Origin of the sequence: Streptomyces sp. NPDC042638 (genome assembly GCF_040647235.1) — a bacterium.
Classification (GTDB): Bacteria; Actinomycetota; Actinomycetes; order Streptomycetales; family Streptomycetaceae; genus Streptomyces; species Streptomyces rameus.
This window is the reverse complement of record NZ_JBEZBT010000018.1, coordinates 80,958-107,493: the sequence shown is the minus strand read 5'-3', so window position 1 is coordinate 107,493 and position 26,536 is coordinate 80,958. Positions and strand designations below refer to the sequence as shown.

Below are 26,536 nucleotides of genomic sequence, written 5' to 3'. Positions count from 1 at the left end.
GGGTGACGCGGCGGGACGGCGTCACCCGCCCCGCGGCGTCCGTGCGGGACCGGCCCCGCAGGGACATGCCGAGGGCTGGGGGGTGTTCCGGGGCGTCCCGGGGGACACTCTTCCCAGGACGTCCTGTCCAGGGAGGTTGCCATGCGGCTGTTGTCCACCCGTTCCGGCCAGGCGGCGCGGGGTCCCGTCCACCATCCGCTGTTCGCCCGCTACTACGCCCGGATCAGCGTCGGCGTCGAACACCGGCTCGGGATGGCCGGGGTGCGGGAGCGGCTCCTCGCCGGGCTGTCCGGACGCGTGATCGAGATCGGCGCGGGCAACGGGCTGAACTTCCGGCACTACCCCGGGGCGGTCGCGGAGGTCGTCGCGATCGAACCGGAGCCGCGGCTCAGGCGGTTGGCGCTGGAGGCCGCGCTGCGCGCCCAGGTGCCGGTGGACGTGGTGCCGGGGGCGGCGGAGGCCCTGCCGGTCAAGAGCGAGGCGTTCGACGCGGCCGTGCTGTCGCTGGTGCTGTGCAGCGTGCGGGACGTCACGCGGGCGCTCGGCGAGGTACGGCGGGTGCTCCGGCCCGGCGGTGAGGTGCGCTTCTTCGAACACGGGCGGGGCGGCGGCCGGGTGATGACGCTGACCCAGCACACCCTGGACCGCACCTTGTGGCCGGTCCTGAACGGCGGCTGCCATCTGGCCCGGGAGCCGGTCGCCGCACTGCGCGAGGCCGGGTTCCGCCTCGGACCGCACCGGCGCGTGCTGCTGCCGGAGCGGGGGCCGACGCTGCCGACCTCCTACTGCGCGCTCGGAGTCGCCTGGCGACCGGACGAACCGGGCGAGCACTGATCAGCCGCTCGGGCGACCCGGCTCACACCACCCGCTCCAGCGAACCGGTTCACACCACCCGCTCCAGCGGCCCGGTTCGCGTCAGCGGCTCCAGCGGGCCTCTCGCTCAGCGGCTCCAGCGGCGGAGCTCGCGCGCGATGTCGTCGACGCCCGCCGCGCCGTCCTTCACCAGCCGGGCGAGGTCCCGGACCTGCTCGGGTGTGGTGACCACCTTCTCCCCACTGGCCACCAGATACGCGTACGCGACCGCGGAGGCGAACAGCGCGTTGGAGCGTTCCAGCGCCGGTACGTGGATGAGCAGCTGAAGCAGGGAGGCGGCCCTGGTCTGCGGGGTGTCGTAGACCGGCACACCGAATATCTCGGCCCGGTGCCGGGCGACGGCGGCGACCAGCGCGCCCCAGTCGGTGACCTGCGGGTCCCCCGGGGTCTTCTGTTCGGCGAGCATGAGCAGCCAGGGGAGGTCGATGCTGAGTTCGTTCAAGGGATCGGCTTCGAGAGATCGGCTTCAGGGAAGCGGTTTCGGCGGATCACGCCTCAGGAGAGCAGGCCGGAGGGATCGGCCGCAAGGCCCCAGGGTCCGGCAAGCTTCCAAGGTCCGGCAAGGCCCCAAGGTCCGGCAAGGCCCCAAGGTCCGGCAAGGTTCCCAAGGTCCGGAAAGCTCCGGCAAGTTCCCGCACGGCCCACAAGCGCCGCACGGCTCAACGGCGGTCGCCGCCCGCGCCGGTGCCGCGCGCCTCGCCGAACTCCTCGCTGAACACGGACTCGTACTGCCTCATGAAGTCGGCGGCGGCCTCGACGAAGGTGCGGCCCGCCTCTCCGGCGTCCTGTCTGACCAGCTCTTCGATGTAGCGGTTGACGCTCATGCCGCGCGCCAGGGCGCGCTCGCGGGCCGCGCGGGCGGTGTCCTCGTCCACGCGCACGTTCAGCTGGGTCTTCGCCATGCCTCGACGCTAGCGCCGGGACGCTAGCGTCGGCAAGGGCGCACGGATGCGCTGCGCCGGGCCGCGGGTGTCCCTTACGCTCGCCCCGGACGGGAGTAGAGGCGACCGGGAGGCGGCCTTGTCGACACCTGCTGCGCAGCACGCACCCGGCCGCGGACCGGACGGCGGGACCGCGGCCCGCGCCCGCGGGCTGACCAAGGCGTACGGCTCCGGTGAGACGGCCGTGCTGGCCCTGGACACGGTGGACGTGGACATCGCGCGAGGCCGGTTCACCGCCGTGATGGGCCCCTCGGGCTCCGGCAAGTCCACGCTCATGCACTGCCTCGCGGGCCTCGACACCGTCTCGGCCGGTCAGGTGTGGCTCGGCGGCACCGAGATCACGGGGCTGCGCGAGCGGGAACTGACCCGGCTGCGGCGGGACCGGATCGGGTTCATGTTCCAGTCGTTCAACCTCATCCCGACCCTGACCGCGGCCGAGAACATCACCCTGCCGATGGACATCGCGGGCCGGAAGCCCGACCCGCGGTGGCTGGACCAGGTCGTCGACACCCTGGGACTGCGCGATCGCCTGGGGCACCGGCCCGCTCAGCTCTCCGGCGGCCAGCAGCAGCGGGTCGCCTGCGCGCGGGCGCTGGCCTCCCGGCCCGAACTGATCTTCGCCGACGAGCCGACCGGCAATCTGGACTCGCGGGCCGGTCTGGAGGTGCTGGGCTTTCTGCGCGGCGCGGTGGACGACCTCGGGCAGACCGTCGTCATGGTCACTCACGATCCGGGTGCCGCCGCCCACTCCGATCTGGTGGTCTTCCTCGCCGACGGGCGGATCGTGGACGAGTTGTGCGAGCCGACGGCGGATGCGGTGCTGGAGCGGATGAAACGATTCGACGTAATCCGCGGACCGTCCGGCGACGGACGCGCCGCCCAGGAGGGCTGACCCGGTGCTCAAGGCGACCCTGCGGAGCTTCCTGGCGCACAAGGGGCGGCTGGCGCTGTCCGCGCTGGCCGTGATCCTGTCCGTGGCGTTCGTCGCGGGCAGCCTGATCTTCTCCGACACCGTCGCCCGCACCTTCGACCGGCTGTTCGCCTCCACCGCGGCCGATGTGACGGTCCAGCCGAAGCAGGACCTGGGCTCGAACCGGATGAGCGGTACGGTGCAGACGGTGCCCGCCGCGCTGCGGGAGCGGGTGGCGAAGGTCGGCGGGGTGGCGGCGGCCCGCGCCGAGGTCTCGGTGCAGAACGCCGTCGTCGTCGACCGCCACAACAAATCCGTCGGCCCGACCACCGGCGCCCCGACCATCGCCAGGGCCTGGTACGTCACCCGGCACAGTCCGGTGAGGCTCACCTCGGGTCATGCCCCGCACGGTCCCGGGCAGGCACTGCTGGACGCCGACACCGCCGGGCGCAAGGGGGTGCGGATCGGCGACACGCTGGCCGTGCAGGCCCAGCCCGGCACGTTCCGGGTCCGGGTCGTCGGCGTCGCCACCTTCACCACGGCCAACCCGGGCGCGGCCCTGCTCTACCTGGACCCGGCGGTGGCCGGCCGGGAACTGCTCGGCTCGTCCGCGAAGGCGACCAGCGTCTCGGCGGACGCGGCGCCGGGCGTGTCCGACGCCGAACTCAAGCGCCGGATCGGCGCGGTGCTCGGCACCCGGACGTACGACCTGAAGACCGCCGGTGAACAGGCCAAGTCGGCCGCGGCCACCCTCGGCACCTTTCTCGACGTGATCAAGTACGTCATGCTGGGCTTCGCCGGCGTCGCCCTCCTGGTGGGCGTTTTCCTGATCGTCAACACGTTCTCGATGCTGATCGCCCAGCGCACCCGCGAACTGGGGCTGCTGCGGGCGCTGGGCGCGGACCGGCGGCAGGTACGGCGCTCGGTGCTCACCGAGGCCCTGCTGCTGGGGCTGGTCGGCTCGACACTGGGGCTGGCCGCCGGGGTCGGGCTGGCGTACGGGCTGATCCGGCTGGTGAGCGCGTTCGGGATGAACCTGGAGGGCACGCGGCCGGTGATCGGCTGGGGTACGCCCGTCGCGGCCTACGTCGTCGGCCTCGGCGTCACCTTCGTGGCCGCCTATCTGCCGGCCCGGCGCGCGGCGGCCGTCTCCCCGATGGCGGCACTCGCCAGCGACGGGGTCGCCGAAGTGGCCGGGCTGGGCAGGCCGTTGAGGGTGCGGGCGATCGCCGGGGCGGTGGTCGGGGCGGTCGGCGCGGCGGCGCTGGCCGGGTGCGCGGCGGCCACCCGGACCGCGCAGGCGGCCTCGCTGCTCGGCATCGGTGTCGCCCTGACGCTGATCGCGACCGTGGTCGCCGGGCCGCTGCTGGTGCGGCCGGTGATCCGGGTGCTGGGCGCGGCCTTCCCCGCGCTGTTCGGCCCGGTCGGCCGGATGAGCCAGCGCAACGCCCTGCGCAATCCGCGCCGGACCGGCGCCACGGCCGCCGCGCTGATGGTGGGCCTGGCCCTGGTCGGCGGGATGTCGGTGGCGAGCGCCTCGATGTCCGCGTCGTTCGACCGGCAGATAGACCGGACGCTGGGCGCCGACTTCGTGGTCCAGAACGCCAACTTCACACCGTTCACCCCTCGGATCGCGGACCGTGTGGCTGCGACCGGCGGGGTGGGGCTCGTCGTGCGGCAGCGGCTCACGCCCGTCGCCGTACGCCTGCCGGACGGCCGACGGGTCATCACGACCGCCGCCGGGTACGGCCCGCGGCTCGACGACGTCGCGCACCTGACGTACGCGCGGGGCGGCTCGGCCGCCGCCCTGGCCGACGGGCACCTGGCCCTGGACGCCGGCTACGCCGATGACCACGGCGTGCGCCTCGGCAGTGTGCTGCCGGTCGAGTTCCCCGGCGGAAGACGGGCGGAACTCACCGTCGGCGCACTGACCGACCAGGAGTCGGCCGAGGGGTTCGGCACCCAGGGAGGCATCTTCTTCGGACTGGCGACCCTGGAGAGGTACGCGCCGGACGGACAGGACTCGGCTCTCTACGTCAATGCGGCCCCCGGCACCCGGGCGACGGATCTGCGGGCCCGCCTGGAGCGGGCGCTCACGCCGTTCCCGCAGGTCCAGGTGCGCGACCAGGCCGACTACAAGGAGCTGGTGCACGACCAGATCGCCGTGCTGCTGTACCTGGTGTACGCCCTGCTCGGGCTGGCGATCGTCATCGCCGTGCTCGGCGTGGTCAACACCCTCGCCCTGTCGGTCGTGGAGCGGACCCGGGAGATCGGGCTGCTGCGGGCGATCGGGCTGGGACGGCGGCAGTTGCGCCGGATGATCCGGCTGGAGTCGGTGGTGATCGCGGTGTTCGGGGCCGTGCTGGGGCTGGCGCTCGGGCTGGTGTGGGGCGTGTGCATGCAGCAGGTGCTGGCGCTGCGCGGACTGACGGCGTTCGCGGTCCCCTGGGGCACGATCGTGGCGGTGGTGATCGGCTCGGCGGTGGTGGGCGTGGTGGCGGCCCTGCTGCCGGCACTGCGGGCGTCGCGGATGAACGTGCTGGCTGCGATCGCCCACGAGTGACCGCCCACGGCCGGCCGCGTCAGGACACGGACTGACACGGACTGACGCGGGACGGACGCCGATGTCGGTCATGAGGGAGGAGTCCGCATCACGGAATTCCGGGCGCGGCGCGGACCGCTCGTGATCACGATGGCCGGATGACCGATCTGCGTGTACGTGCCGCCGTCCCCGACGACCTCGATGCCGTCCTCGCGTTCTGGAGGACGGCCGCCGAGGGGACGAGCATCAGCGACGACCGCGCCGGAGTGGAACGGCTGGTCGCCCGCGACCCCGAGGCGCTGATCCTCGCCGAGTCGGGCAGCGAGCTGGTGGGGACGGTGATCGCCGGCTTCGACGGCTGGCGGTGCCATCTGTACCGGCTGGCGGTGGATCCGCGGCGGCGGCGGCAGGGCATCGGCTCGGCACTGGTGGCCGCCGCCGAGGAACGGTTCGCACGGCTCGGCGGGCGGCGGGCGGACGCGATGGTGCTGGTCCGCAACGAGACGGCGCACCACGCCTGGCGTTCGGCCGGGTACGGGCCGCAGGAGCAGTGGCGGCGCTGGGTGAAGCCGCTCACCGACTGAGAGCGGAGGGACTCCCGCCCGAGCTTTTTTGCCGATCCTTTACCCTGGAGGGAGCACTCGGCCCTCTGTGAAAGGTTGTGAGCGTCCGCCCATGGGCGAGCCTCCCGGTCCGCGACACCGCGCGTTCTCCTCTGCCCTGTCCGATCATGGGACGGAGGTGACCCGATGACCGAAGTGCTCCTCCTTCTGGTGGCGATCCTGCTGTCACTGGCCTGCGGTGCCTTCGTGGCGGCGGAGTTCTCGCTGACCACGGTGGACCGCGGCGAGCTGGAGCGGGCCGCCGAGCGCGGTGAGCGCGGTGCCTCGGGCGCCCTGAAGGCCGTACGGAACCTGACCTTCCAGCTCTCCGGCGCCCAGCTGGGCATCACCGTCACCAACCTGGTGGTCGGCATGCTCGCCGAGCCGTCGATCGCCAAGCTGCTCGCCGGACCGTTCCAGGCGCTGGGCCTGTCCCGGACCACGGCGAGCTCGATAGCGCTGGTGCTGGGCACCGCCCTGTCGACGGTGTTCCTGATGGTCGTCGGCGAGCTGGTGCCCAAGAACTGGGCCATCTCCTCGCCGCTGACCGTGGCCAGGCGGGTGGGCAGCGCGCAGCGCTGGTTCAGCGCGGCCTTCCGGCCCTTCATCACGCACCTGAACAACACGGCCAACCGTTTCGTACGCCGGCTCGGCATCGAACCGGCCGAGGAACTGGCCTCCGCGCGCGGCCCTCAGGAGCTGGCCGCTCTCGCGCGGCACTCCGCCAAGAAGGGCGCGCTGGAGGCGGACACCGCCGAGCTGTTCGTCCGGACCCTGAACCTGGCGGACCTCACGGCAGAGAACGTGATGACCCCGCGCGTCCAGGTCGTCGCGCTGGACATGCAGGCGACCTGCGAGGACGTCGCCAACGCCACCCGGGCCACCGGCCTGTCCCGGTTCCCGGTCTACCGGGGGAACCTGGACTCGGTCGTCGGCACCGTCCACATCAAGGACGTCCTGGCCGTCCCCGCCGACCAGCGGCCCCACCGCACGGTGGCCCAGGTGATGCGCGAGCCGCTCCTGGTGCCCGAGTCGCTGACCGTGGACCGGCTGCTGGACCGGCTCTCCGGCAAGCGCACCATGGCCGTCGTCATCGACGAGTACGGCGGTACGGCCGGCGTGGTCACCCTGGAGGACATCGTGGAGGAGGTCGTCGGCGAGGTGCGCGACGAACACGACCCGCACGAGACGCCCGACCTCGCCCCCGCCGGCGCGGACGAGCAGGGCCGGGCCCTGTACTCGGCGGACGGCTCCGCCCGCACCGACCAGCTCGCGCGCGTGGGCCTGCGCGTGCCCGACGGGCCGTACGAGACGCTGGCCGGCCTGATCGCCAGCGAGCTGGGCCGGATACCCGCCGTCGGGGACAGCGTCGAGGTGGCCGGCTGGCGGCTGGACGTCGTCGACGCCTCGGGCCGCCGGGCCGCCCGCGTGCTGCTGCACGCGCCGCTGGACGACGAACGGATCCGCGGGGCCGAGAAGGCCCGCGGGGCGCGCGGGACCCACGGGACACGGGAGGGGACGCGATGACCGGCGTACAGCTGCTGATCGGCCTGTCGACCCTCGTCGTCAACGCCTTCTTCGTGGGCGCGGAGTTCGCGCTGATCTCCGTGCGCCGCTCGCAGATCGAGCCGCTGGCCCAGGAGGGCGACCGCCGCGCGCGCAGCGTGCTGTGGGGCCTGGAGCACGTGTCCGCGCTGCTGGCCGCCGCCCAGCTCGGCATCACGCTCTGCACGCTGGTACTGGGTGTGGTGGCCGAGCCGGCGATCGCGCATCTGCTGGAGCCGGTGTTCCACGCGGTGGGTGTGTCCCCGGGCACCGGTCACGCCGTGTCCTTCGCGATCGCGCTGTCCCTCGCCACGTACTTGCACATGCTGCTCGGCGAGATGGTGCCCAAGAACATCGCGCTGGCCGAACCGGTGCGCAGCGCGCTGCTGCTGGGTCCGCCGCTGGTCGCGCTGTCCCGGGCCCTGCGCCCAGTGATCTTCACGGTCAACACCTTCGCCAACGGGCTGCTGAAGCTGCTGCGGGTCGAGGCGAAGGACGAGGTCGCGGCCACCTTCACGGACACCGAGCTGGCCGAGATCGTCAAGGACGCCAGTGAGGCGGGCCTGATCGACGACCGGGCGCAGGAACGGCTCCACGACGCCCTGGAGCTGGGCAGCCGGCCGGTGAGGGACGTCGTCGTACCGCTGCAGCGGGTGGTCTACGCGCGCCTGGGCGTCACCCCGGAGCAGTTGGAGCGGCTGTCGGCCGAGTCGGGCTTCTCCCGGTTCCCCGTGGTCGACAGCAACCGCCGGATCGTGGGGTATCTGCACGTCAAGGACGCCCTGGACGCCTCGCCGCGGGACATGCCGTTCCGGCTGCGGGACATGCGGCCCATCGCGCGCGTGCGGGCCGAGACCCCGCTGGACGACGTGCTCACCGCGATGCGGGCGAGCCGGACGCACCTGGCCGCCGTGCTCGGCGACGACGGACGGCTGGCGGGCCTGGTGACCATGGAGGACGTGCTGCGACAGCTGTTCGGCCAGCCGGCTCCCGGGTGACACCCCTCCGGGGGCGGCGGTGGATCCCGGGGCGACCGACCGGCGGGTATGGCGCCGGGATACCATCTCTGTCGCCATGCAGACGAATCCCACACCTCCCCCGTACACCAGCCTGGTCGCGGTCGGCGACTCCTTCACCGAGGGCATGTCGGACCTGCTGCCCGACGGCTCCTACCGAGGCTGGGCCGATGTGCTCGCCGCGCGCATGGCCGCGCGCACGCCCGGGTTCCGGTACGCCAACCTCGCCGTGCGGGGGAAGCTGATCCGGCAGATCGTCGACGAACAGGTGGCGCCGGCCGCGGCCATGGACGCCGACGTCATCACGCTGGTCGGCGGGCTGAACGACACCCTGCGCCCCAAGTGCGACATGGGCCGCGTCCGCGGCCTGCTCACCGAGGCCGTGGAACGGCTGGCGCCCTCCTGCAGGCAGCTGGTGCTGATGCGCAGCCCCGGCCGCCAGGGACCGGTGCTGGAGCGGTTCCGGCCGCGCATGGAGGAGCTGTTCGCCTGCGTGGACGAGCTGGCGGACAAGCACGGCGCCCTGGTCGTCGACCTGTACGGCGCGCCCGCGCTGGCCGACCCCCGGATGTGGGACGTCGACCGGCTGCATCTGACCGCGGAGGGGCACCGCCGGGTCGCCGAGGCGGTGTGGCAGACGCTCGGGTACGAGCCGGAGGACGCCGAGTGGCACGTGCCGATGGCGGCCACCCTCCCGCCCGGCTGGACGAGCCGGCGGGTGGCCGACGCGCGGTTCGCCCGGCAGCACCTGCTGCCCTGGATAGGCCGGCGGCTGACCGGGCGCTCCTCGGGCGACGGCCTGCCGCCCAAGCGGCCGGAGCTGCTGCCCTACGAGAGCCGGGCCTAGCCTCCCGCCCTGCCGGTCTCCGGCGTGCGCGGAAGGACGCCGGCCAGCCGGTACGCGCCGGCCGGTACGCGTCTGCCGGTACGCGCCGGGGCCGTGCCCCGCGGACGTGCCGGCCGAGCGGGCGGGCACGGACGGGGTGGCGGACGTCTCGTAGCTTCCTCCGAACAGAGGCGTGGCGCTGGCCTGCACAAACCGCCAGTAGACTCTGGACACGTGACTGCTGCGCCCGCCAAGCCCCGAATCCCGAACGTCCTCGCCGGACGCTACGCCTCCGCCGAGCTCGCCACGCTCTGGTCCCCCGAGCAGAAGGTGAGGCTGGAGCGACAGCTCTGGCTCGCCGTGCTGCGGGCCCAGAAGGACCTCGGCATCGAGGTGCCGGACGAGGCGATCGCCGACTACGAGCGCGTTCTCGACACCGTCGACCTCGCCTCGATCGCCGAGCGCGAGAAGGTCACCCGGCACGATGTGAAGGCGCGGATCGAGGAGTTCAACGACCTCGCCGGGCACGAGCACGTGCACAAGGGCATGACCTCCCGTGACCTCACGGAGAACGTCGAGCAGCTGCAGATCCGGCTGTCGCTGGAGTTGATGCGCAACCGCACGGTGGCCGTGCTGGCGCGCCTCGGCAAGCTCGCCGGGGAGTACGCCGAGCTAGTCATGGCCGGCCGCTCGCACAACGTGGCCGCGCAGGCGACGACCCTCGGCAAGCGCTTCGCCACGGCCGCCGACGAGCTGCTAGTCGCCCACGGCCGCGTCGAGGAGCTGCTCGCGCGCTACCCGCTGCGCGGCATCAAGGGCCCGGTCGGCACCGCGCAGGACATGCTGGACCTGCTCGGCGGCGACGCGTCCAAGCTCGCCGAGCTGGAGCACCGCATCGCACACCACCTGGGCTTCTCGCAGGCCTTCACCTCGGTGGGCCAGGTCTACCCGCGCTCGCTGGACTACGAGGTCGTCACCGCGCTGGTGCAGCTGGCGGCGGCCCCGTCGTCGCTGGCCAAGACGGTCCGGCTGATGGCCGGGCACGAGCTGGTCACGGAGGGCTTCAAGCCGGGCCAGGTCGGCTCCTCGGCCATGCCGCACAAGATGAACACCCGTTCCTGCGAGCGCGTCAACGGCCTCATGGTCATCCTGCGCGGCTACGCCTCGATGACCGGTGAGCTGGCGGGCGACCAGTGGAACGAGGGGGACGTGTCCTGCTCGGTGGTCCGCCGGGTGGCCCTCCCCGACGCCTTCTTCGCCCTGGACGGCCTGCTGGAGACGTTCCTGACGGTGCTCGACGAGTTCGGCGCCTTCCCCGCGGTGATCGCCCGCGAACTGGACCGCTATCTGCCGTTCCTGGCGACGACCAAGGTGCTGATGGGCGCGGTGCGCTCCGGGGTCGGCCGCGAGGTCGCGCACGAGGCGATCAAGGAGAACGCGGTCGCCACCGCGCTGGCGATGCGCGAGCAGGGCGCCGAGCGCAACGACCTGCTCGACAAGCTCGCCGCCGACGAGCGGCTGCCGCTCGACCGCGAGCAGCTGACCGCGCTGATGGCCGACAAGCTCTCCTTCACCGGTGCCGCCGCCGACCAGGTCGGCGTGGTCGTCGGCCGGATCCAAGAGATCGTCAAGCAGCACCCGGAGGCCGCCGGCTACACCCCCGGAGCGATCCTCTGACCGGCGCACCCCGCTCAGCCCGCTCCCCCCGCTTCACCCAGGCGGAACTGGAGGCCGCCCGCGGCCGTCTCGTCCCGGACGTGGTCACGGACGGCCTCCATGTGCTCTTCTGCGGCATCAACCCCGGTCTGATGACGGCGGCGACCGGCCACCACTTCGCCCGCCCCGGCAACCGGTTCTGGCCGGTGCTGCACCTGTCCGGCTTCACCCCCCGGCTGCTGAAGCCGGCCGAGCAGCGGGAGCTGCTGACGTACGGGCTCGGCATCACCAACGTGGTCGCGCGGGCCACCGCGCGGGCGGACGAGCTGACCGCCGAGGAGTACGTCGAGGGCGGCCGGCTGCTGGAGGAGAAGGTGACCCGGCTGCGGCCGGGGTGGCTGGCGGTGGTCGGCGTGACCGCGTACCGGGCCGCCTTCGGTGACCGCACGGCCCGGGTCGGCCCGCAGGAGCGGACGATCGGGGACACGCGGGTGTGGGTGCTGCCCAACCCCAGCGGGCTGAACGCGCACTGGACGGCGGCCACGATGGCGGCGGAGTACGCGCGGCTGCGGGAGGCGGCCGAGGGCTGATCAGGGCGGGTCGGTCTCGGTCACTATGCCGAGGAGCCGGATCGGAAGCTCCTCGTACCCACAGGACACGCCGAGGGCGACCCATCGGTCCGCCCCGGGTGTCTGCCACAGGTGGATGTCGGGCACGTGCTCGCTCAGCTCGGCCCACGGCTCCTCGACGGCCTCGCCCTCCATCACCCGGCCGAAGGCGCTGCGCAGGCTGAAGCGCTGCGGCGGCCCCCAGCGGCCGGTGAGCCGCTCCGCGAGGCCGTCGCGGTCGGCCTCGAACTGGGCCGCCGTCTCCTCCCGGCCCGTGCCGTCGTCCTCCCAGAAGTCACCGCTCGTCCGTAAAACGGCTATGTGATAGCCGGGCCCGCTCTCGCCGTGCTCCGTCCCGCCGTGCGCCGTCGGGAACCCCCGGGCGCACAGCAGGTCGATGACGGCCAGGCACTTCGCGATGTCCATGAGATCCAGTAAAGCGGGCACCACTGACAATTGGCGGGCCGTCAGGCGTCCCCGCGGTCGAGGCGCCACCAGCCGCCGAGCAGGGCCGCCGCCGCCCACAGCGCCGTCACCGCGAGCCCGCTCCACGGGCCCAGCGTGCCCTGCCGGGCGCTGTGCAGGGCCACTTGACCGGCCCGGTCCGGGAGGAAGTCGGCGACACCGCCGGACACGTCGCCGACGACGAAGGACACGATCAGCAGGAACGGGATCAGCACGGAGAGGGTCGCCACCCCGCTGCGCAGCACGGTCGCGAGTCCGGCGGCGAACAGGGCCATCAGCGTCAGGTGCAGACCGCAGCCGACGGCGCCGCGGACCCCCTCGGCCCAGCCGGGCGCGGACGCCCCGAGGACCGCCCGGCCCGCCAGGAGCGTGACGAAACCGGTGAACAGCCCGACGGCCAGCGCCGGCAGGGCGATCGCCGTCGCCTTCGCGGCGAACCAGCGCCCCCGGTCGGGCACCGCCGAGAGCGTCAGCCGCAGCGCGCCGCCCCGGAACTCGGACGAGACGGCCGTCGTACCGAAGGCGATCGCCGCGATCTGCCCGAAGCTGACGCCGAAGAACACCGAGAACAGCGGGTCGGAGCCGTCCGCGTCGGCCGAGGCGAGCGCCGAGAAGGCGGCCGTGGCGACAAGGATCGCGGCGAGGGCGCCCAGCAGGGAACGCAGCGTACGGATCTTGATCCACTCGGCGTGGAGCGCGGGTGCGAAGGACATGGTCAGGCCTCCTGGGGTTGTGCGGTGAACTCGGCCTCGGCCGCCGTCAGATCGAGGTACGCCTCTTCCAGGGTGGCTTCCCGGGCGGCGAGTTCCAGGACGGGGATGCCCGCTTCGGACATCAGCCGGCCGATGTCGTCGACGCGCGCGTCGGGCACGGTCAGGGTCCCGTCCTCGTCCCGGGAGGCGTCGTGGCCGTGCCGGGTGAGGAGGTCGCCGAGGGCGGTGGGGTCGGTGGTGCGGACGCGGACGTGGGGCCGTACGCGCGCGTGGATGAACTCGCGCACCGGTGTGTCGGCGAGCAGGCGGCCCCGGCCGAGGATCAGCAGATGGTCGGCGAAGGCCGCGGTCTCGCCCATCAGGTGGCTGGAGACCAGGACCGTGCGGCCCTCGGCGGCGAGCCGGCGCAGCAGTGTGCGGATCCAGATGATGCCCTCCGGGTCGAGGCCGTTGGCGGGTTCGTCGAGCAGGACGGCCTCGGGGTCGCCGAGCAGGGCGGCGGCGATGCCGAGCCGCTGGCGCATGCCGAGGGAGTACGTCCGCACCCGGCGCCGCGCGACGGGGGCGAGGCCGGTCTCCTCCAGGACGGTGTCGGCCCGCCGGGCCGGGATGCGGTTGCTCGCGGCGAGGGCCAGCAGATGGTCCCGGGCGGTACGGGAGCCGTGCGCGGCCCGGGCGTCGAGCAGGGCGCCCACGCGGCGCAGGGGTTCGCGGAGCCGCGTGTAGGGCCGGCCGCCGATCGTGGCGGTGCCGGCGGTGGGCCGGTCGAGGCCGAGGACCAGACGGAAGGTGGTGGACTTGCCGGCGCCGTTGGGGCCGAGGAATCCGGTGACCCGGCCGGGACGGACGCTGAAGGTGAGCTGGTCCACGGCCCGCCGGCCGCCGTACTCCTTGGTGAGGTCTCTTACGTCGATGCTGGTCATGGCCGACAGCCTGGCGGGGCGGTGACGTTGGTTCCTCCCCCGCCGGTGGAGATCGCCTCCCCCGGGCGGGGGAGGCTCGTTGTCAGTGCCACCTGCGACGATGACGTCATGGCCCGCTTTCTGCGCCCGCTGCTGCGCGGGACGACGTACACGCGGCTGCTGCATCTGTGGGTGCCGATGCTGGTGGTCAGCGTCTGGCTCTTCATCGACCTGTCGACCCCCTGGATGCCCGCGCTGTTCCTGGTCCCGCTCGGTCTCGTGCCCGCGGTGCGGATCGGCGAGGGCGTACAGGCGCGGCTGTTGCTCACGCCCGGCGAGACCGATCCGGGCATCTCCCAGACGCCGTCGGCGACCTGGCGGGACCGGCTGCGCACGGTGGTGTGGCTGGAGCTGCGCATGGGTCTGGGCTGGATCGTCGTGGCCGCCTCGGTGTGGCTGCCCGTCATGTGTCTCCAACTGGTGCGGTGCGCGTCGGGGGAGGCGCCCGCCGGGGTCCCGCTGCTGGACCGGCTGCCCCCGCACCGCGCGTGGGCGCTGCTGGCGCCGCTGCCGCTGCTCGCGCTGTACGGCGTGGTCGTCGGTCTCGGCCGGCTGGTCACCGCCGGTGCGCGCCGGCTTCTGGGTCCCTCCGCGGCCGAGCGGCTGGCCGCGCTGGAGGAGCGCACCGAGCAGTTGCTGGAACGCACCCGGATCGCCCGGGAGTTGCACGACTCGATCGGGCACGCCCTGACGGTGGCGGTGGTGCAGGCGGGCGCGGCGCGGGCGGCCGGCGATCCGGCGTTCACCGAACGGGCGCTGGGCGCCATCGAGGAGACCGGGCGGGCCGCCCTGGCGGACCTGGAGCGGGTGCTGGGCGTCCTGCGGGAGGCCGGGCGGCCGGTGAGCGCGCGGCCCACGCTGGCCGACGCCGGCCGGCTGCTGGAGTCGGCGCGGGCCGCCGGGGCGAAGGTCGGCGCCGAGGTGACGGGCCCGGTCGAGGCCGTGCCGGGCCCGGTGTCCCGCGAGGGCTACCGCATCCTGCAGGAAGCGCTCACCAACGCGCTGCGGCACGCGGGAGCCGTGCCCGTGCGGGTCCGGGTCGAGGTCACCGGCGGCACGCTCGCCCTTGAGGTCCGCAATCCGCTGCCGGGACCGACACCCGACCCGGGCCGGGGCAGCGGCCTGCGCGGCATACGGGAGCGGGCCGCGCTGCTCGGCGGCACCGCCCGCACCGGCCCCGACGGGGGCGACTGGCAGGTGCGCGCGGTGCTGCCGATCGGTTGATCTAGGCTGGCCGGATGCCGGTCACCGTACTCCTCGTCGACGACGAACCCCTGGTCCGCGCGGGTCTGCGGGCCGTGCTGGCGGCGCAGCCCGACATCGAGGTGGTGGGCGAGGCGGCCGACGGAGCGGCGGTCATCCCGCTCGTACGGCAACTGCGGCCGGACGTGGTCGCCATGGATGTACGGATGCCGCTGATGGACGGCATCGAGGCCACGCGCGCGGTGCTGCGCACGGTGGCCGGGCCGCCGAAGATCCTCGTGGTGACCACCTTCGAGGACGACGAGTACGTGTACGAGGCGCTGCGCGCGGGTGCCGACGGGTTCCTGCTGAAGCGGGCCCGTCCCGCCGAGATCGTGCACGCGGTGCGGCTGGTCGCGGAGGGTGAGTCGCTGCTGTTCCCGGCCTCCGTACGGCGCCTCGCGGCCCGGTACGGCGACGGCGACCGGCCGGCGCGGGCCACGCTGGAGCGGGCCCGGCTGACGGAGCGGGAGGCGGAGGTACTCCGGCTCATGGCACAGGGGTTGTCGAACGCGGAGATCGCCGCCCGGCTGGTCGTGGGCGCGGAGACGGTGAAGTCGCATGTGAGCGCCGTGCTGGCCAAGCTCGGCGCGCGCGACCGCACCCAGGCGGTGATCGCGGCCTACGAGTCGGGGTTCGTGGAGCCGGGGTGACGGCGGCTCCCCGCCACGGGCGCGACCCGGCACTCGCCGGGGGTACGCCGGGCCGAGTACGATCCGGCCAACACGCCTGCGAGCTGGGAGGACGGACGGTGGGGCAGCTGACCGGCGGCGATCCCTCGCTGCTGCGGAGGATCAATTCCGCGGTGGTGCTGCAGGCGCTGCGTGGCACGGACTGCGCGACGCTCACCGAGATCACCCGTGTCACCGGACTGTCCCGGCCGACCGTCGAGGGCGTCGTGGAGGGGCTCATCGACAGCGGTCTGGTCGTGGAGGCCGCGGCCGACGAGGGCGGCACCCGCCGGCAGGGTCGGCCCGCCCGCCGGTTCCGGTTCCGGGCCGAGGCGGGACATCTGCTCGGCCTGGAGATCGGCCCGCACCGGGTCGCCGCGCTGCTGTCCGATCTGGACGGACGGGTGCTGGGCACGCAGGCCAAGGTGGTCGACGAGACGGCCTCTGCGGACGAGCGGCTCGACCGGCTGCGCGGCGCGGTCGCCGAACTGCTGCGCCGGGCCGCGGTCGCGCGCAGCTCGCTGCGGGCCGTGGGCGTGGGTACGCCGGGCATCGTGGAGGCGGACGGCACGGTCCGGCTGAGTACGGCCCTGCCGCAGTGGACGGGGCTGAGGCTCGGCGAGCGGCTGAGCCGTTCCTTCAGGTGTCCGGTGCTGGTGGAGAACGACGCCAACGCGGCGGCGGTCGCCGAGCACTGGATGGGCGCGGCGACCGGCACGGACGACGTGGTGTTCGTCCTGGCGGGGCTGAGCCCGGGGGCCGGTTCGCTGATCGGCGGGCGGCTGCACCGGGGTTACGGCGGGGCGGCCGGGGAGATCGGCGCGCTGCATCTGCTGGGCCGGGAGGCGACACCGGAGGCGCTGCTGTCGACCACCGACGAGCCGCTGCACCCGCTGGACGAGCAGGCGGTCGCCGAGGTGTTCGCGCTGGCACGGAAGGGTGACCAGCGGGCCCTGGCGGCCGTCGAGCGGTTCATCCAGCGGCTCGTGCACGACGTGGCCGCGCTGGTGCTGGCCCTCGATCCGGAACTGGTCGTGATCGGCGGCTGGGCGGCCGGTCTGGACGGTGTGCTGGAGCCGCTGCGCCGCGAACTGGCCCGCTACTGCCTGCGTCCGCCCCGGGTGACGCTCTCCCTGCTGGGCGAGGCGGCCGTGGCCACGGGGGCGCTGCGGCTGGCGCTGGACCATGTGGAGGCGCAGCTGTTCGCGGTGACCCGGGGCTGAGCCCGGCCGGAGGGGGCGGGGGGTGCCGTCCTCCGCGGCTGCGCCGTGGCCGGCCGCGCAGTTCCCCGCGCCCCTGAGGCCGGCCGGCCCACCCGGCATCCGGGGTCCCCCGACATGCCGACGGCTGCCCGTGCCTCCGGCGTCGGCCGGTCCACCCGGCAACCCGGGTGGACCGCACCGCCGAGAGCAGGGGCGGGGGTCAGGAGGCCTGGCGCTCCGGGTCGTGGTGTATTTCCACGCCCGCCGATTCACCGAAGGTCAGCCGGCAGGTGTCGGCGCGGTAGGTCGCCACCGAGAGGGCTGCGGTTCGGCCCTGGACGAAGAAGCGGGTGGTGACGACGAGGACGGGCGAGCCGGGGAGCCGGTCGAGTGCCTTGGCGTCGTCCGCGCGCGCGGAGCCCAGCTCGACCGAGCGGTCCTCCCCCTCCAGCGGCAGGTGCTGCAGTTCACGCAGCACCGCACGCGCGCGTGCCGCGCCGGACGGGGCGTCGATCGCGGTCAGGCCCGCCACCGAGGCCGCCGGGATGTAGAGAAGTTCGGTGGCCACCTGCTGGCCGTGGGACGTGCGGGCGCGCCGGACCGTGTGGACGGTTTCGTCCGCGCCGGTCTCCAGAGCCGCGGCGACGGCGGCGGGCGGCGCCGCCTGGACGCTGTCGACGGGCTGCCAGGCGTCACCCGCGGCACCGGGCCACGCGTGCTGTTCCGTGCCGACGGCCACGCCCACGCGCGGGGGCGCGACGGTCGTGCCGACCCCGCGGCGGCGCTGCAACCGGCCCTCCAGCTCCAGTTGTTCGAGGGCCTGGCGGAGCGTGGCGCGGGCCACGCCGAAGCGGGCCGCGAGTTCACGCTCGTTGGGCAGGATCTCCCCGACCGAGAACTCGGAGTCCAGTGCCTCGCTCAGCACGGTCCTCAGATGCCAGTACTTCGGTTCCGGTACCGATTCCAGCTGCGTGGTCCCCACCCTGTCCTCCGCAAGAGCCGTGGTCCGGCAGTTTTTGGCGCCCTTGTTTATTAAAGGTTGTTGCACTTCTCTGCGACCATAGGGCGGCGGTCACCCTTGGTCAAGACCAATCCTCGGCCCAGCGGCATACGCCCGGGCCACCCGCAGCGCAGCGTTCACGAGGCGTTCGTACGCCACGGTGCGTGTGACATCGCGGCAAAGCCCACGTCGTACGGCAACCGTGAGGTGCGGCGGGTGGCTTGGGGGCCGTACACGGCGGACGGCGCGAGCCCGGGGGCTACCGGCTGGTAGTAATTGCTGACAAGCTGTCTACCGTGTCCGTCAGCAGCCCAGACGAGGAGCACTTCATGGCCGCCACCGTCTCCTTCAAGGTCCCCGCCCCGCACGGCGCGAGCGACGTGAGCGTGTCCTACGCGCGCGTGGGCCGCGGCGAACCGCTGGTCCTGCTGCACGGCATCGGCCACCACCTGCAGGCGTGGGACCCGGTCGTGGACATCCTGGCCACCGAACGCGACGTGATCTCCGTCGACCTGCCGGGTTTCGGCGCCTCCCCGGCGCTGCCGTACGGCCTGCCCTACGACCTGGCCACCACGACGTCCGTGCTCGGCGCGCTGTTCGAGGCGCTGGAGCTGGGCCGCCCGCACGTCGCCGGCAACTCGCTGGGCGGCCTGCTCGCGCTGGAGCTGGGCCGGGAGAAGCTGGCCCGGAGCGTCACCGTCTTCTCCCCCGCCGGTTTCTGGACGGAGGCCGAACGGCGGTACGCCTTCACGGTGCTGCTCGCCATGCGGGGCATCGCCCAGCGGATCCCCGAGCGGGTGGTGCGGCGACTGTCCCGTACGGCGGCCGGGCGTACCGCCCTGACCAGCACCATCTACGCCCGCCCCGGACGCCGTTCGGCGGAGGCGGTGGTCGCCGAGACCCGGGCGCTCGCGGCGGCCACCGGTTTCGGGGCGACCCTGCGGGCGGGCACCACCGTCCGGTTCACCGACGACCTGCCGGGCCTGCCCGTCACGGTGGCCTGGGGCACCCGGGACCGGATCCTCGTACGCCGCCAGGGCGTCCGCGCCAAACAGCTCATCCCGCACGCCCGCCTGGTACGACTGCCCGGCTGCGGCCACGTCCCGATGAACGACGACCCGGCGCTGGTCGCCCGGGTCATCCTGGACGGCAGTCACTGAGAGGAACCGCCCCCTGACGGACGGTCAGCCGCCACGGGTGACGGGCGGTTGTTCACTTGCGGTTCGCGTGCGCGCCGCGGCGCACCAGTAGGTGTGACTGTGCACAACGCACAACCGGCCGGATCCCGTCCCTGGAGGCGCAGTCATGTCACACCGTCCGTTCCCCGGCCGCCGCGGCGTTCTGCGCGGCTCCCTCGCCGCGTCGGCGGCCCTGACCCTGCCCGGTGGTCTCGGCGCGGCCCCGGCGTTCGCCCGCTCCGGACGCCCTCGGGCGGAGTGGGGTGTGCAGACCGGTGACGTGACCGCCGACTCCGGCCTGGTGTGGGTGCGTGCGGACCGGCCGGCCCGGATGATCGTGGAGACCGCCGCCACCGAGTCGTTCCGCAACCCGCGCAGACGGCTCGGGCCGCTGCTGGGCGCCGGCACGGACTTCACCGGCACCACCGCGCTGCACGGCCTGCCGTCCGGCGAGCAGATCCACTACCGCGTCCTCCTCGCCGACCCGGACGACCCGCGCCGCACCGGCGAGCCCGTGACCGGTACCTTCCGCACGGTCTCCCGGCGCCGCCGGGACGGCGTGCGCTTCCTGTGGTCGGGCGACCTGGCCGGGCAGGGCTGGGGCATCAACCCCGACCTGGGCGGTTACCGCATCTACGACGCCATGGCGAAGCTGGACCCGGACTTCTTCCTGTGCAGCGGCGACAACATCTACGCCGACGGCCCGATCGCCGCCACCCAGGCGCTGCCCGACGGCGGCACCTGGCGGAACGTCACCACCGAGGAGAAGTCGAAGGTCGCCGAGACCCTCGCCGAGTACCGGGGCAACTTCCGCTACAACCTGCTCGACGACAACCTGCGCCGGTTCAACGCCCAGGTGCCCTCGGTCATCCAGTGGGACGACCACGAGGTGCGCAACAACTGGTACCCGGGCGAGGTCGTCGCCGCCTCCGACACCCGCTACACCGAGAAGAGCATCGACGTCCTCGCCGCGCGGGCCAGGCGGGCGTTCAGCGAGTACTTCCCCCTGTCCACGCTGCGTCCGGGCGCGCGGGAGGGCCGCGTGTACCGGGTGCTGCGCCAGGGCCCGCTGCTGGACGTGTTCGTGCTCGACATGCGGACCTACCGCAACGCCAACTCCCCCGACGACCAGACCACCGACCCGCGGGGGATCATGGGCCGGGAGCAGCTGGAGTGGCTCAAGCGGGAGCTGTCCCGGTCGCGTGCGGTGTGGAAGGTGATCGCCGCCGACATGCCGCTCGGTCTCGTCGTACCGGACACGACGGAGAACCGGCCCGACATCGAGGCGGTGGCCCAGGGCGATCCCGGCGCGCCGCTCGGCCGGGAGCTGCAGATCGCCGAGCTGCTGCGGTTCATCAAGCACCGGCGGATCACCGGCACGGTGTGGCTGACGGCGGACGTGCACCACACCTCCGCCCAGCACTACCAGCCCTCCCGGGCGGCGTTCACCGACTTCGAGCCGTTCTGGGAGTTCGTCTCCGGGCCGCTGAACGCCGGCGCCTTCCCGGCCAGTGCGCTGGACGGCACCTTCGGCCCGGAGCGGGTGTTCGTCAAGGCGCCGACCGCGGCCAACGTCTCCCCCGCGGGCGGCTACCAGTTCTTCGGCGAGGTCGACATCGACGGGGGCAGCGGAGAGCTGACGGTACGGCTGCGCGAGCAGGATGGGACGGTGCTGTTCACCCGGACGTTGCAGCCGGGCCGGGTCGGCCAGTAGGAGACCGGCCGGTCAGTGAGAGACCGGTCGGTCAGCAAGAGACCGGTCGGCCGGTCGGCCATAGAAAATGCAATAAACCGGACGGAGCATGCTTTTACCCATCGGTCACAATCAGTTCGTGATCACGCAACACCGCTCCTTCACAGTGGTTGCATGACTCCAGACATGTCTGACGTGACCCGGGCGAAGCACGGACGGCCCGTACACCACTGGCGGCGGGACGCCGTCGAGCTCGCCGCGCTCTTCACGGCCGTGGCGGTCGCGGACGCGGTGGCGAATCTGGTCGGGCACGGGCCGGGCGGCCCTGCCCTGCTGGTGACCTCGGCGATGGCGCTGGCCGCCACGGCGGCGTTCCACGTGTGGTGGTCACGCCGCCACGGACACGCGCCCCCGGTGAGCGATACCGGTGCCCGGCCGACCGCCGAGACGCGGCCGGCCGGGCCGTCCGGGCAGCCCACCGCCGACGACCTCGCCGGCGCGCTGTGGCGGATGCGGACGACGGTGAGGGACGAGCCGGGCTCCCTGGCCGTCCTGTGCTCGGCGCTCGGCGAGCGGCGGGTGGACATCCTGAGCCTGCAGACCCACCCGCTGGCCGACGGGACGGTGGACGAGTTCCTGCTGCGGGCGCCGGGGGCGCTGGCAGCGGCCGACATCACCCGGGCGGTCGCGCTGGCCGGGGGAACGTCCACCTGGATCGAGCGGGCCGACGCCCACGATCTGGTCGACGCGCCCACCCGGGTGCTCGGCCTGGCCGCCCGTACCGCCCTGGACACCGCCGAACTTCCGCTGGCCCTGCGCCAGTTGCTGGGCCGCTGCACGATCCGGTCGCTGCCGGGCAAGCCGGCCGGCGGGGGCCCGGGTCCGCGGCCGGTGCCGGTCGAGGGGGTTCTGGAGGACACCGTGATGCGGCTGCCGGCGCCCGAGGGCGGTGTGCTCACCGTGGAGCGGGCGTATCTGCCGTTCACGCCGACCGAGTTCGCCCGGGCGCGGGCGCTGGTGGAACTCGACAGCAGGCTCGGGCCGCGCATCCCCGGCGGTCAGGACGTGCTGACCCTGCCCGAGGGCAACGACATCACCGTGCGCCGGGTCGACACCGGTGACCTGGCCGCGGCCCGGGCGATGCACGAGCGGTGCTCGCCGGACACCCTCGCTCTGCGCTACCACGGCCCGGTCGGCGACGCGGACCGCTATCTGAACCACCTCCTCAGCCCCCGATTCGGCCGGACGCTGGCCGCGCAGACGGCCTCCGGCCGGATCGTCGGCCTCGGGCATCTGCTGTGGGACGGCGACGAGACCGAGGTCGCGCTGCTGGTCGAGGACGAGTGGCAGCAGCGGGGCATCGGCGGTGAACTGCTCGGCCGGCTGGTGGCGCTGGCGGTGGAGGCCGGCTGCGAGAGCGTGTACGCCGTGACCAGGGCGTCCAACACCGGCATGGTCGCCGCGATGCGCGGCCTCGGACTGGCGCTGGACTACCAGGTAGAGGAGGGCACGCTGGTCATCACGGCTCGGCTGGACGCCGCACACGACACGTCCCGGCTCCGCCACGGCACCGGCCGGCAACGGCTCGGCGACCCGGCCCGCCGGGACTGACCCCCGCCACCCGGCCCGGCGGGACCGACCCCCGCCACCCGGCCCGGCGGGACCGACCCCCGCCACCACGTGGCCCGGCGCCCCGGCTCCGGGCCACCGGTGGTGCGCCCGCACGAACGCACCACCGGAACGAGGACACCGACCGCTCAGGTGCGGCCACGGCTGTGCCGGGTCACCGTCAGCGGCGCTCCCCCGGTCCGGCGGTGGCCGGTGATGCCGGAACCCACCGGGCCCGCCGTCGGACGGCGTCCCCTCCGGCCGGCCGTCAGCGCACCGCCTCCATCAGGGGCACCGGCGCCGGGGCGGGCTTTCCGAGCGCCTGGTCCAGGTCGGCCCACAGGTCCTCCACGTCCTCCAGCCCCACCGAGAGCCGCAGCAGCCGGTCGCTCACCCCCGCCCCGCGCCGGTCCTCGGCGTCCACGATGCGGTGGCTGATGGACGCGGGATGCTGGATGAGCGTGTCGACGCTGCCCAGGCTCACCGCGGGGGTGACGAGCCGGACCCGGGAGATCAGTTCGTGCGGGTCGCCGTGCACCTCGAAGGCGACCATCGCGCCGCCGAGCCGCGGGTAGCGCACCCGGGCCACGCGCGGGTCGGCGGCGAGCCGGCGGGCCAGCTCGGCGGCGTTCGCGGAGGCGGCGCGCACCCGTACCGGCAGGGTGGCGAGGCCGCGCAGGAGCAGATAGCCCGCCAGCGGGTGCAGCACGCCGCCCGTGGCGAACCGTATCTGCCGCAGCCGGCCGGCGGACTCCTCGTCGCAGGCGACCACCCCGGCCAGCACGTCGCCGTGCCCGCCGAGGTACTTGGTGGCGCTGTGCAGCACCAGCCGGGCGCCCTGCTCGGCCGGGCGTTGCAGCACGGGCGTGGCGAAGGTGTTGTCGGCGAGCAGCGGGACCGAGCCGCAGGCGTGGGCGACGGCCCGCAGGTCGAGTTCGGCGAGGGTCGGGTTGGCCGGGGACTCGACCATCACCAGGCCGGTGTCCGGGCGCAGCGCGTCGGCGATGCCGGCCGGGTCGGTCCAGGTGACCTCCGTACCGAGGAGCCCGGCGGTCAGCAGATGGTCGCTGCAGCCGTACAGGGGCCGTACCGCGACGACGTGGCGCAGGCCCAGCGAGGCGCGGGCCAGGAGGACCGCGCTGAGCGCGGCCATGCCACTGGCGAAGGCGACCGCGGACTCGGTGCCCTCCAGGCGGGCCAGGGCGGTCTCGAAGCGAGCCACGGTCGGGTTGCCGAGTCGGCCGTAGATCGGCGGGCCGGCCGGGTCCGCGCCCCCGGCGGCGAAGGCGTCGATGCGGGCGGCCTCGGCCCGGCTGTCGTAGCAGGGGTAGGTGGTGGACAGGTCGATCGGCGGGGCGTGCAGTCCCTGTCGGGCGAGGTCGTCGCGGCCGGCGTGTACGGCCTCGGTGGCCAGGGCTCTCGATGCGGCGCGTACGTCGTCGTAGGCGCCGGTGCTCGCTGTGTCCATGGGCGGAAGGGTGAACATCGAACGGTTCCGGGGATCCGGACACCGTGCTACGTTCGGCCGATGGCCGAATCTGTCGTACTGGATCCGGTGGACCTCCATCTGCTGCGGCTGCTGCAGAACGACGCCCGGACCACCTACCGTGACCTCGCCGCACAGGTGGGCGTGGCGCCGTCGACCTGTCTGGACCGGGTGACCCGGCTGCGCCGCTCCGGCGTGATCCTCGGCCACCGGCTGCAGCTCGACCCGGCCAGGCTCGGACGCGGCTTGCAGGCACTGCTGTCGGTTCAGGTACGGCCGCACCGGCGGGAACTGGTGGGACCCTTCGTCGAGCGGATCCGGGCACTGCCGGAGGCGCGGACGGTGTTCCATCTGACCGGGCCCGACGACTACCTGGTGCACGTGGCCGTCGCGGACATGGCCGATCTGCAGCGGCTGGTGCTGGACGAGTTCACCGCGCGGCGGGAGGTGGCCCGGGTGGAGACCCGGCTGATCTTCCAGCAGTGGGAGTGCGGTCCGCTGCTGCCGCCCGGCCACGCCCAGAGCTGAATCCGCCGAAACGCGGGTGACGTGGAGATCCTTCGCGTACGAGGATGGGCCGCATGTCTGAGAGCCACATCCCCCTGCCCCGACAGGTCGCCGACGCCTACGTGGACGACCTCATCGCCCTCGACCCGGTCACCGGCACGTACCTCGGTGTGCAGGAGAGTTCGAGCCGGCTGCCCGACTACTCGCCGGCCGGCCAGGAAGCCTTCGCGGAGCTGGCGCGGGCGACCCTCGCGAAGCTGGACGAGGCGGAGCGGCAGCCCGGTGCGGACAGCGACGTGGAGCGCCGCTGCGGGCGGCTGCTCCGGGAGCGGCTGACCGCGGAACTCGCCGTCCACGACGCCGGGGAGCACCTGCGCCGGATCGGCAACATGGACACCCCCGGGCACGCGGTGCGGGAGGTCTTCACCGTCACCCCGGCGGAGACGGAGGAGGACTGGGCAGCCATCGCGGAGCGGCTGCGCGCCGTGCCGGGCGCCCTCGCCGGCTATCGCGCCTCGCTCGAACTCGGCCTGGAGCGCGAGCTGTTCGCGGCGCCCAGGCCCACGGCGACGTACATCGACCAGCTCACCGAGTGGACGGACACCGACGGCAGCGGCCGCGGCTGGTACGAGGACTTCGCCGCCGCGGGACCCGAGGCGCTGCGCGCGGAGCTGGACGGGGCGGCGCGGGCGGCGACCGGCGCCCTGGCGGAGCTGCGGGACTGGCTGCGGGACGTGTACGCCCCGGCGATCGAGGGCGCCCCGAACGTGGTCGGCCGGGAGCGGTACGCGCGCTGGTCCCGCTACTTCAACGGCACCGACCTGGACCTGGACGAGGCGTACGCCTACGGCTGGGCGGAGTTCCACCGGATCCTCGGCGAGATGAAGCGGGAGGCGGAGAAGATCCTGCCCGGCGCCCGGACGCCCTGGGTGGCGCTGGCGCACCTGGACGAGCACGGCCGGCACATCGAGGGCGTGGACGAGGTCCGGGACTGGCTCCAGGGCCTGATGGACAAGGCCATCGACGAACTGGACGGCACACACTTCGAGCTGGCCGAGCGGGTGCGCCGGGTGGAGTCGCGCATCGCCCCGCCCGGTGGCGCGGCGGCCCCCTACTACACGGCCCCGTCGGAGGACTTCTCCCGGCCCGGCCGCACCTGGCTGCCCACGATGGGCCTGACCCGCTTCCCGGTCTACGACCTGGTGTCGACCTGGTACCACGAGGGCGTCCCCGGCCATCACCTCCAGCTCGCCCAGTGGGCGCACGTCGCCGAGAGCCTCTCCCGCTACCAGGCGACGGTCGGCATCGTCAGCGCCAACGCGGAGGGCTGGGCGCTGTACGCGGAACGCCTGATGGACGAGCTGGGCTACCTCACCGGGCCGGAGGAACGGCTCGGCTATCTGGACGCGCAGATGATGCGGGCGTCCCGGGTGATCGTGGACATCGGCATGCACCTGGAGCTGGAGATTCCCGCCGACTCACCGTTCCACCCCGGTGAGCGGTGGACGCCCGAGCTGGCACAGGAGTTCTTCGGTGCGCACAGCAGCCGGCCGGCGGACTTCGTGGAGAGCGAGCTGACCCGGTATCTGACGATCCCGGGCCAGGCGATCGGCTACAAGCTCGGCGAGCGGGCCTGGCTGCTCGGCCGGGACAAGGCGCGTGAGCTGCACGGTGACGCGTTCGACCTGAAGGCGTGGCACATGGCGGCGCTGTCGCAGGGCTCGCTGGGCCTGGACGACCTGGTGGACGAACTGTCCCGACTCTGACCACCTGCTCCCACACCGCCTGCTCCCACCGCATGCTCCGGCCCGGCCCGGTCCGGTGCCCGGCCCCGCGCGCCCCGGCGGATCGACGACCTCGGTCCGCCGGGGCGGCCCGGGCGGACGCGGTCCCGGACGCCCATCCCCGGCAGGCAGTGGCCGGGCGGCCGGTGGCCGGGCGGCCGGTGGCCGGGAGCCGGGCAGCCCGTGGCCATGCGGCCGGTGGCCGGGCAGCCCACGGCCGACAGGCCCGGTGGCCGGGGGCCCGTGGCCAGGGGGCCGGTGGCCGGGAGGCCGGTGGCCCGTAGCCGGGAGGCCGGTGGCCGGGAGGCCGGTGGCCCGTAGCCGGGCGGCTGGTGCCCGGTGGCCGGCGGTCCATGGCCGGGCGGCCTCGTGGCCGAGGGCCAGTGGCCGGTGGCCGGGCGGCCTCGTGGCCGGGGACCAGTGGCCGGTGGCCGGGCAGCCGGGGGCCAGCAGGCCCGTGCCCCATGGTCGGTGACCAGGCAGCCCGTGGCCCATGGCCGGTAACC

At 73.8% G+C, this 26,536-nt stretch carries 24 protein-coding genes; 17 read left to right on the top strand and 7 right to left on the bottom strand.

All coding sequences use genetic code 11. From position 1 onward, the window contains the following. The first annotated feature begins 141 nt into the window (after positions 1 to 141). Positions 142 to 834, top strand: coding sequence for a class I SAM-dependent methyltransferase (locus AB0B40_RS17340; protein WP_362264317.1), 693 nt, complete (start codon positions 142 to 144; stop codon positions 832 to 834). 106 nt (positions 835 to 940) lie between these two features. Here AB0B40_RS17340 and AB0B40_RS17335 read toward each other — a convergent pair whose 3' ends face one another. After that, on the bottom strand, positions 941 to 1,315 hold the full coding sequence (locus tag AB0B40_RS17335; protein WP_345054266.1) for a fic family toxin-antitoxin system, toxin component: 375 nt from the start codon (positions 1,313 to 1,315) through the stop codon (positions 941 to 943). Positions 1,316 to 1,532: 217 nt separating this feature from the next. Next, positions 1,533 to 1,775, bottom strand: a complete 243-nt coding sequence (locus tag AB0B40_RS17330; protein WP_345054263.1) for a toxin-antitoxin system HicB family antitoxin — start codon at positions 1,773 to 1,775, stop codon at positions 1,533 to 1,535. Between the two features lie 118 nt (positions 1,776 to 1,893). Here AB0B40_RS17330 and AB0B40_RS17325 point away from each other — a divergent pair, with 118 nt between their 5' ends. The 8 genes from AB0B40_RS17325 (at position 1,894) to mug (ending at position 11,501) form a co-directional block, all read left to right on the top strand. Continuing rightward, positions 1,894 to 2,706 carry an ABC transporter ATP-binding protein gene (locus AB0B40_RS17325; protein ID WP_345054260.1) on the top strand — a complete coding sequence of 271 codons (813 nt, stop codon included), beginning with the start codon at positions 1,894 to 1,896 and terminating at the stop codon, positions 2,704 to 2,706. A gap of 4 nt (positions 2,707 to 2,710) precedes the next feature. Further along, positions 2,711 to 5,287 carry an ABC transporter permease gene (locus AB0B40_RS17320; protein WP_362264314.1) on the top strand — a complete coding sequence of 859 codons (2,577 nt, stop codon included), beginning with the start codon at positions 2,711 to 2,713 and terminating at the stop codon, positions 5,285 to 5,287. Between the two features lie 95 nt (positions 5,288 to 5,382). Further along, positions 5,383 to 5,850, top strand: coding sequence for a GNAT family N-acetyltransferase (locus AB0B40_RS17315; RefSeq protein WP_362264340.1), 468 nt, complete (start codon positions 5,383 to 5,385; stop codon positions 5,848 to 5,850). 165 nt (positions 5,851 to 6,015) lie between these two features. Beyond that, entirely contained in the window at positions 6,016 to 7,395 is a 1,380-nt protein-coding gene (locus AB0B40_RS17310) for a hemolysin family protein (protein WP_345054257.1), read from the top strand. Next, positions 7,392 to 8,411: a hemolysin family protein gene (locus tag AB0B40_RS17305; RefSeq protein ID WP_345054255.1), complete on the top strand. Its 1,020-nt coding sequence runs from the start codon at positions 7,392 to 7,394 to the stop codon at positions 8,409 to 8,411. Before AB0B40_RS17310 ends, AB0B40_RS17305 begins: the two co-directional genes overlap by 4 nt. 76 nt (positions 8,412 to 8,487) lie before the next feature. Further along, positions 8,488 to 9,276 (top strand): SGNH/GDSL hydrolase family protein, encoded by a 789-nt coding sequence (locus AB0B40_RS17300; RefSeq protein WP_362264312.1) that lies wholly within the window; start codon positions 8,488 to 8,490, stop codon positions 9,274 to 9,276. 213 nt (positions 9,277 to 9,489) lie between these two features. Next, positions 9,490 to 10,932, top strand: a complete 1,443-nt coding sequence (purB, locus tag AB0B40_RS17295; protein ID WP_345054249.1) for an adenylosuccinate lyase — start codon at positions 9,490 to 9,492, stop codon at positions 10,930 to 10,932. Between the two features lie 80 nt (positions 10,933 to 11,012). Further along, positions 11,013 to 11,501 (top strand): G/U mismatch-specific DNA glycosylase, encoded by a 489-nt coding sequence (gene mug / locus AB0B40_RS17290; protein WP_345054247.1) that lies wholly within the window; start codon positions 11,013 to 11,015, stop codon positions 11,499 to 11,501. On the opposite strand, the gene AB0B40_RS17285 is transcribed toward mug, so the two are convergent. From AB0B40_RS17285 to AB0B40_RS17275, 3 genes are read right to left on the bottom strand one after another with little or no spacing between them, the layout of a single operon-like run. Next, on the bottom strand, positions 11,502 to 11,945 hold the full coding sequence (locus AB0B40_RS17285; protein WP_345054244.1) for a hypothetical protein: 444 nt from the start codon (positions 11,943 to 11,945) through the stop codon (positions 11,502 to 11,504). A 41-nt stretch (positions 11,946 to 11,986) separates the two neighbouring features. Then, on the bottom strand, positions 11,987 to 12,697 hold the full coding sequence (locus AB0B40_RS17280) for an ABC transporter permease (protein ID WP_345054242.1): 711 nt from the start codon (positions 12,695 to 12,697) through the stop codon (positions 11,987 to 11,989). 2 nt (positions 12,698 to 12,699) lie between these two features. Further along, on the bottom strand, positions 12,700 to 13,620 hold the full coding sequence (locus AB0B40_RS17275; protein WP_345054239.1) for an ATP-binding cassette domain-containing protein: 921 nt from the start codon (positions 13,618 to 13,620) through the stop codon (positions 12,700 to 12,702). A 108-nt stretch (positions 13,621 to 13,728) separates the two neighbouring features. Here AB0B40_RS17275 and AB0B40_RS17270 point away from each other — a divergent pair, with 108 nt between their 5' ends. The 3 genes from AB0B40_RS17270 to AB0B40_RS17260 all read left to right on the top strand — a co-directional run bounded on the left by AB0B40_RS17270 (position 13,729) and on the right by AB0B40_RS17260 (position 16,795). Beyond that, the gene (locus AB0B40_RS17270; RefSeq protein WP_362264309.1) at positions 13,729 to 14,883 is read left to right on the top strand and encodes a histidine kinase; all 1,155 of its coding nucleotides are present in this window, start codon (positions 13,729 to 13,731) and stop codon (positions 14,881 to 14,883) included. A 14-nt stretch (positions 14,884 to 14,897) separates the two neighbouring features. Further along, positions 14,898 to 15,554, top strand: a complete 657-nt coding sequence (locus AB0B40_RS17265; RefSeq protein ID WP_345054236.1) for a response regulator transcription factor — start codon at positions 14,898 to 14,900, stop codon at positions 15,552 to 15,554. Positions 15,555 to 15,652: 98 nt separating this feature from the next. Beyond that, complete coding sequence (locus AB0B40_RS17260) at positions 15,653 to 16,795, top strand: ROK family protein (protein ID WP_362264307.1); 1,143 nt, start codon at positions 15,653 to 15,655, stop codon at positions 16,793 to 16,795. A gap of 199 nt (positions 16,796 to 16,994) precedes the next feature. Here the strand turns inward: AB0B40_RS17260 and AB0B40_RS17255 are convergent, their stop codons facing one another. Next, positions 16,995 to 17,756, bottom strand: a complete 762-nt coding sequence (locus AB0B40_RS17255) for a GntR family transcriptional regulator (RefSeq protein ID WP_362264305.1) — start codon at positions 17,754 to 17,756, stop codon at positions 16,995 to 16,997. A 347-nt stretch (positions 17,757 to 18,103) separates the two neighbouring features. Here AB0B40_RS17255 and AB0B40_RS17250 point away from each other — a divergent pair, with 347 nt between their 5' ends. The 3 genes from AB0B40_RS17250 to AB0B40_RS17240 all read left to right on the top strand — a co-directional run bounded on the left by AB0B40_RS17250 (position 18,104) and on the right by AB0B40_RS17240 (position 22,256). Beyond that, the gene (locus tag AB0B40_RS17250; RefSeq protein ID WP_362264338.1) at positions 18,104 to 18,934 is read left to right on the top strand and encodes an alpha/beta fold hydrolase; all 831 of its coding nucleotides are present in this window, start codon (positions 18,104 to 18,106) and stop codon (positions 18,932 to 18,934) included. Positions 18,935 to 19,079: 145 nt separating this feature from the next. Then, a complete protein-coding gene (locus AB0B40_RS17245; protein WP_345054227.1) occupies positions 19,080 to 20,666 on the top strand; it encodes an alkaline phosphatase D family protein in 1,587 nt (528 codons plus the stop codon). Positions 20,667 to 20,831: 165 nt separating this feature from the next. Continuing rightward, on the top strand, positions 20,832 to 22,256 hold the full coding sequence (locus tag AB0B40_RS17240; protein WP_362264303.1) for a GNAT family N-acetyltransferase: 1,425 nt from the start codon (positions 20,832 to 20,834) through the stop codon (positions 22,254 to 22,256). A gap of 265 nt (positions 22,257 to 22,521) precedes the next feature. On the opposite strand, the gene AB0B40_RS17235 is transcribed toward AB0B40_RS17240, so the two are convergent. Continuing rightward, entirely contained in the window at positions 22,522 to 23,721 is a 1,200-nt protein-coding gene (locus tag AB0B40_RS17235; RefSeq protein WP_345054222.1) for a PLP-dependent transferase, read from the bottom strand. Positions 23,722 to 23,781: 60 nt separating this feature from the next. Here AB0B40_RS17235 and AB0B40_RS17230 point away from each other — a divergent pair, with 60 nt between their 5' ends. Both AB0B40_RS17230 and AB0B40_RS17225 read left to right on the top strand, forming a co-directional pair. Then, on the top strand, positions 23,782 to 24,267 hold the full coding sequence (locus tag AB0B40_RS17230; protein WP_201824982.1) for an Lrp/AsnC family transcriptional regulator: 486 nt from the start codon (positions 23,782 to 23,784) through the stop codon (positions 24,265 to 24,267). Between the two features lie 53 nt (positions 24,268 to 24,320). After that, on the top strand, positions 24,321 to 26,012 hold the full coding sequence (locus AB0B40_RS17225; protein ID WP_345054217.1) for a DUF885 domain-containing protein: 1,692 nt from the start codon (positions 24,321 to 24,323) through the stop codon (positions 26,010 to 26,012). Positions 26,013 to 26,536: the final 524 nt, after the last annotated feature.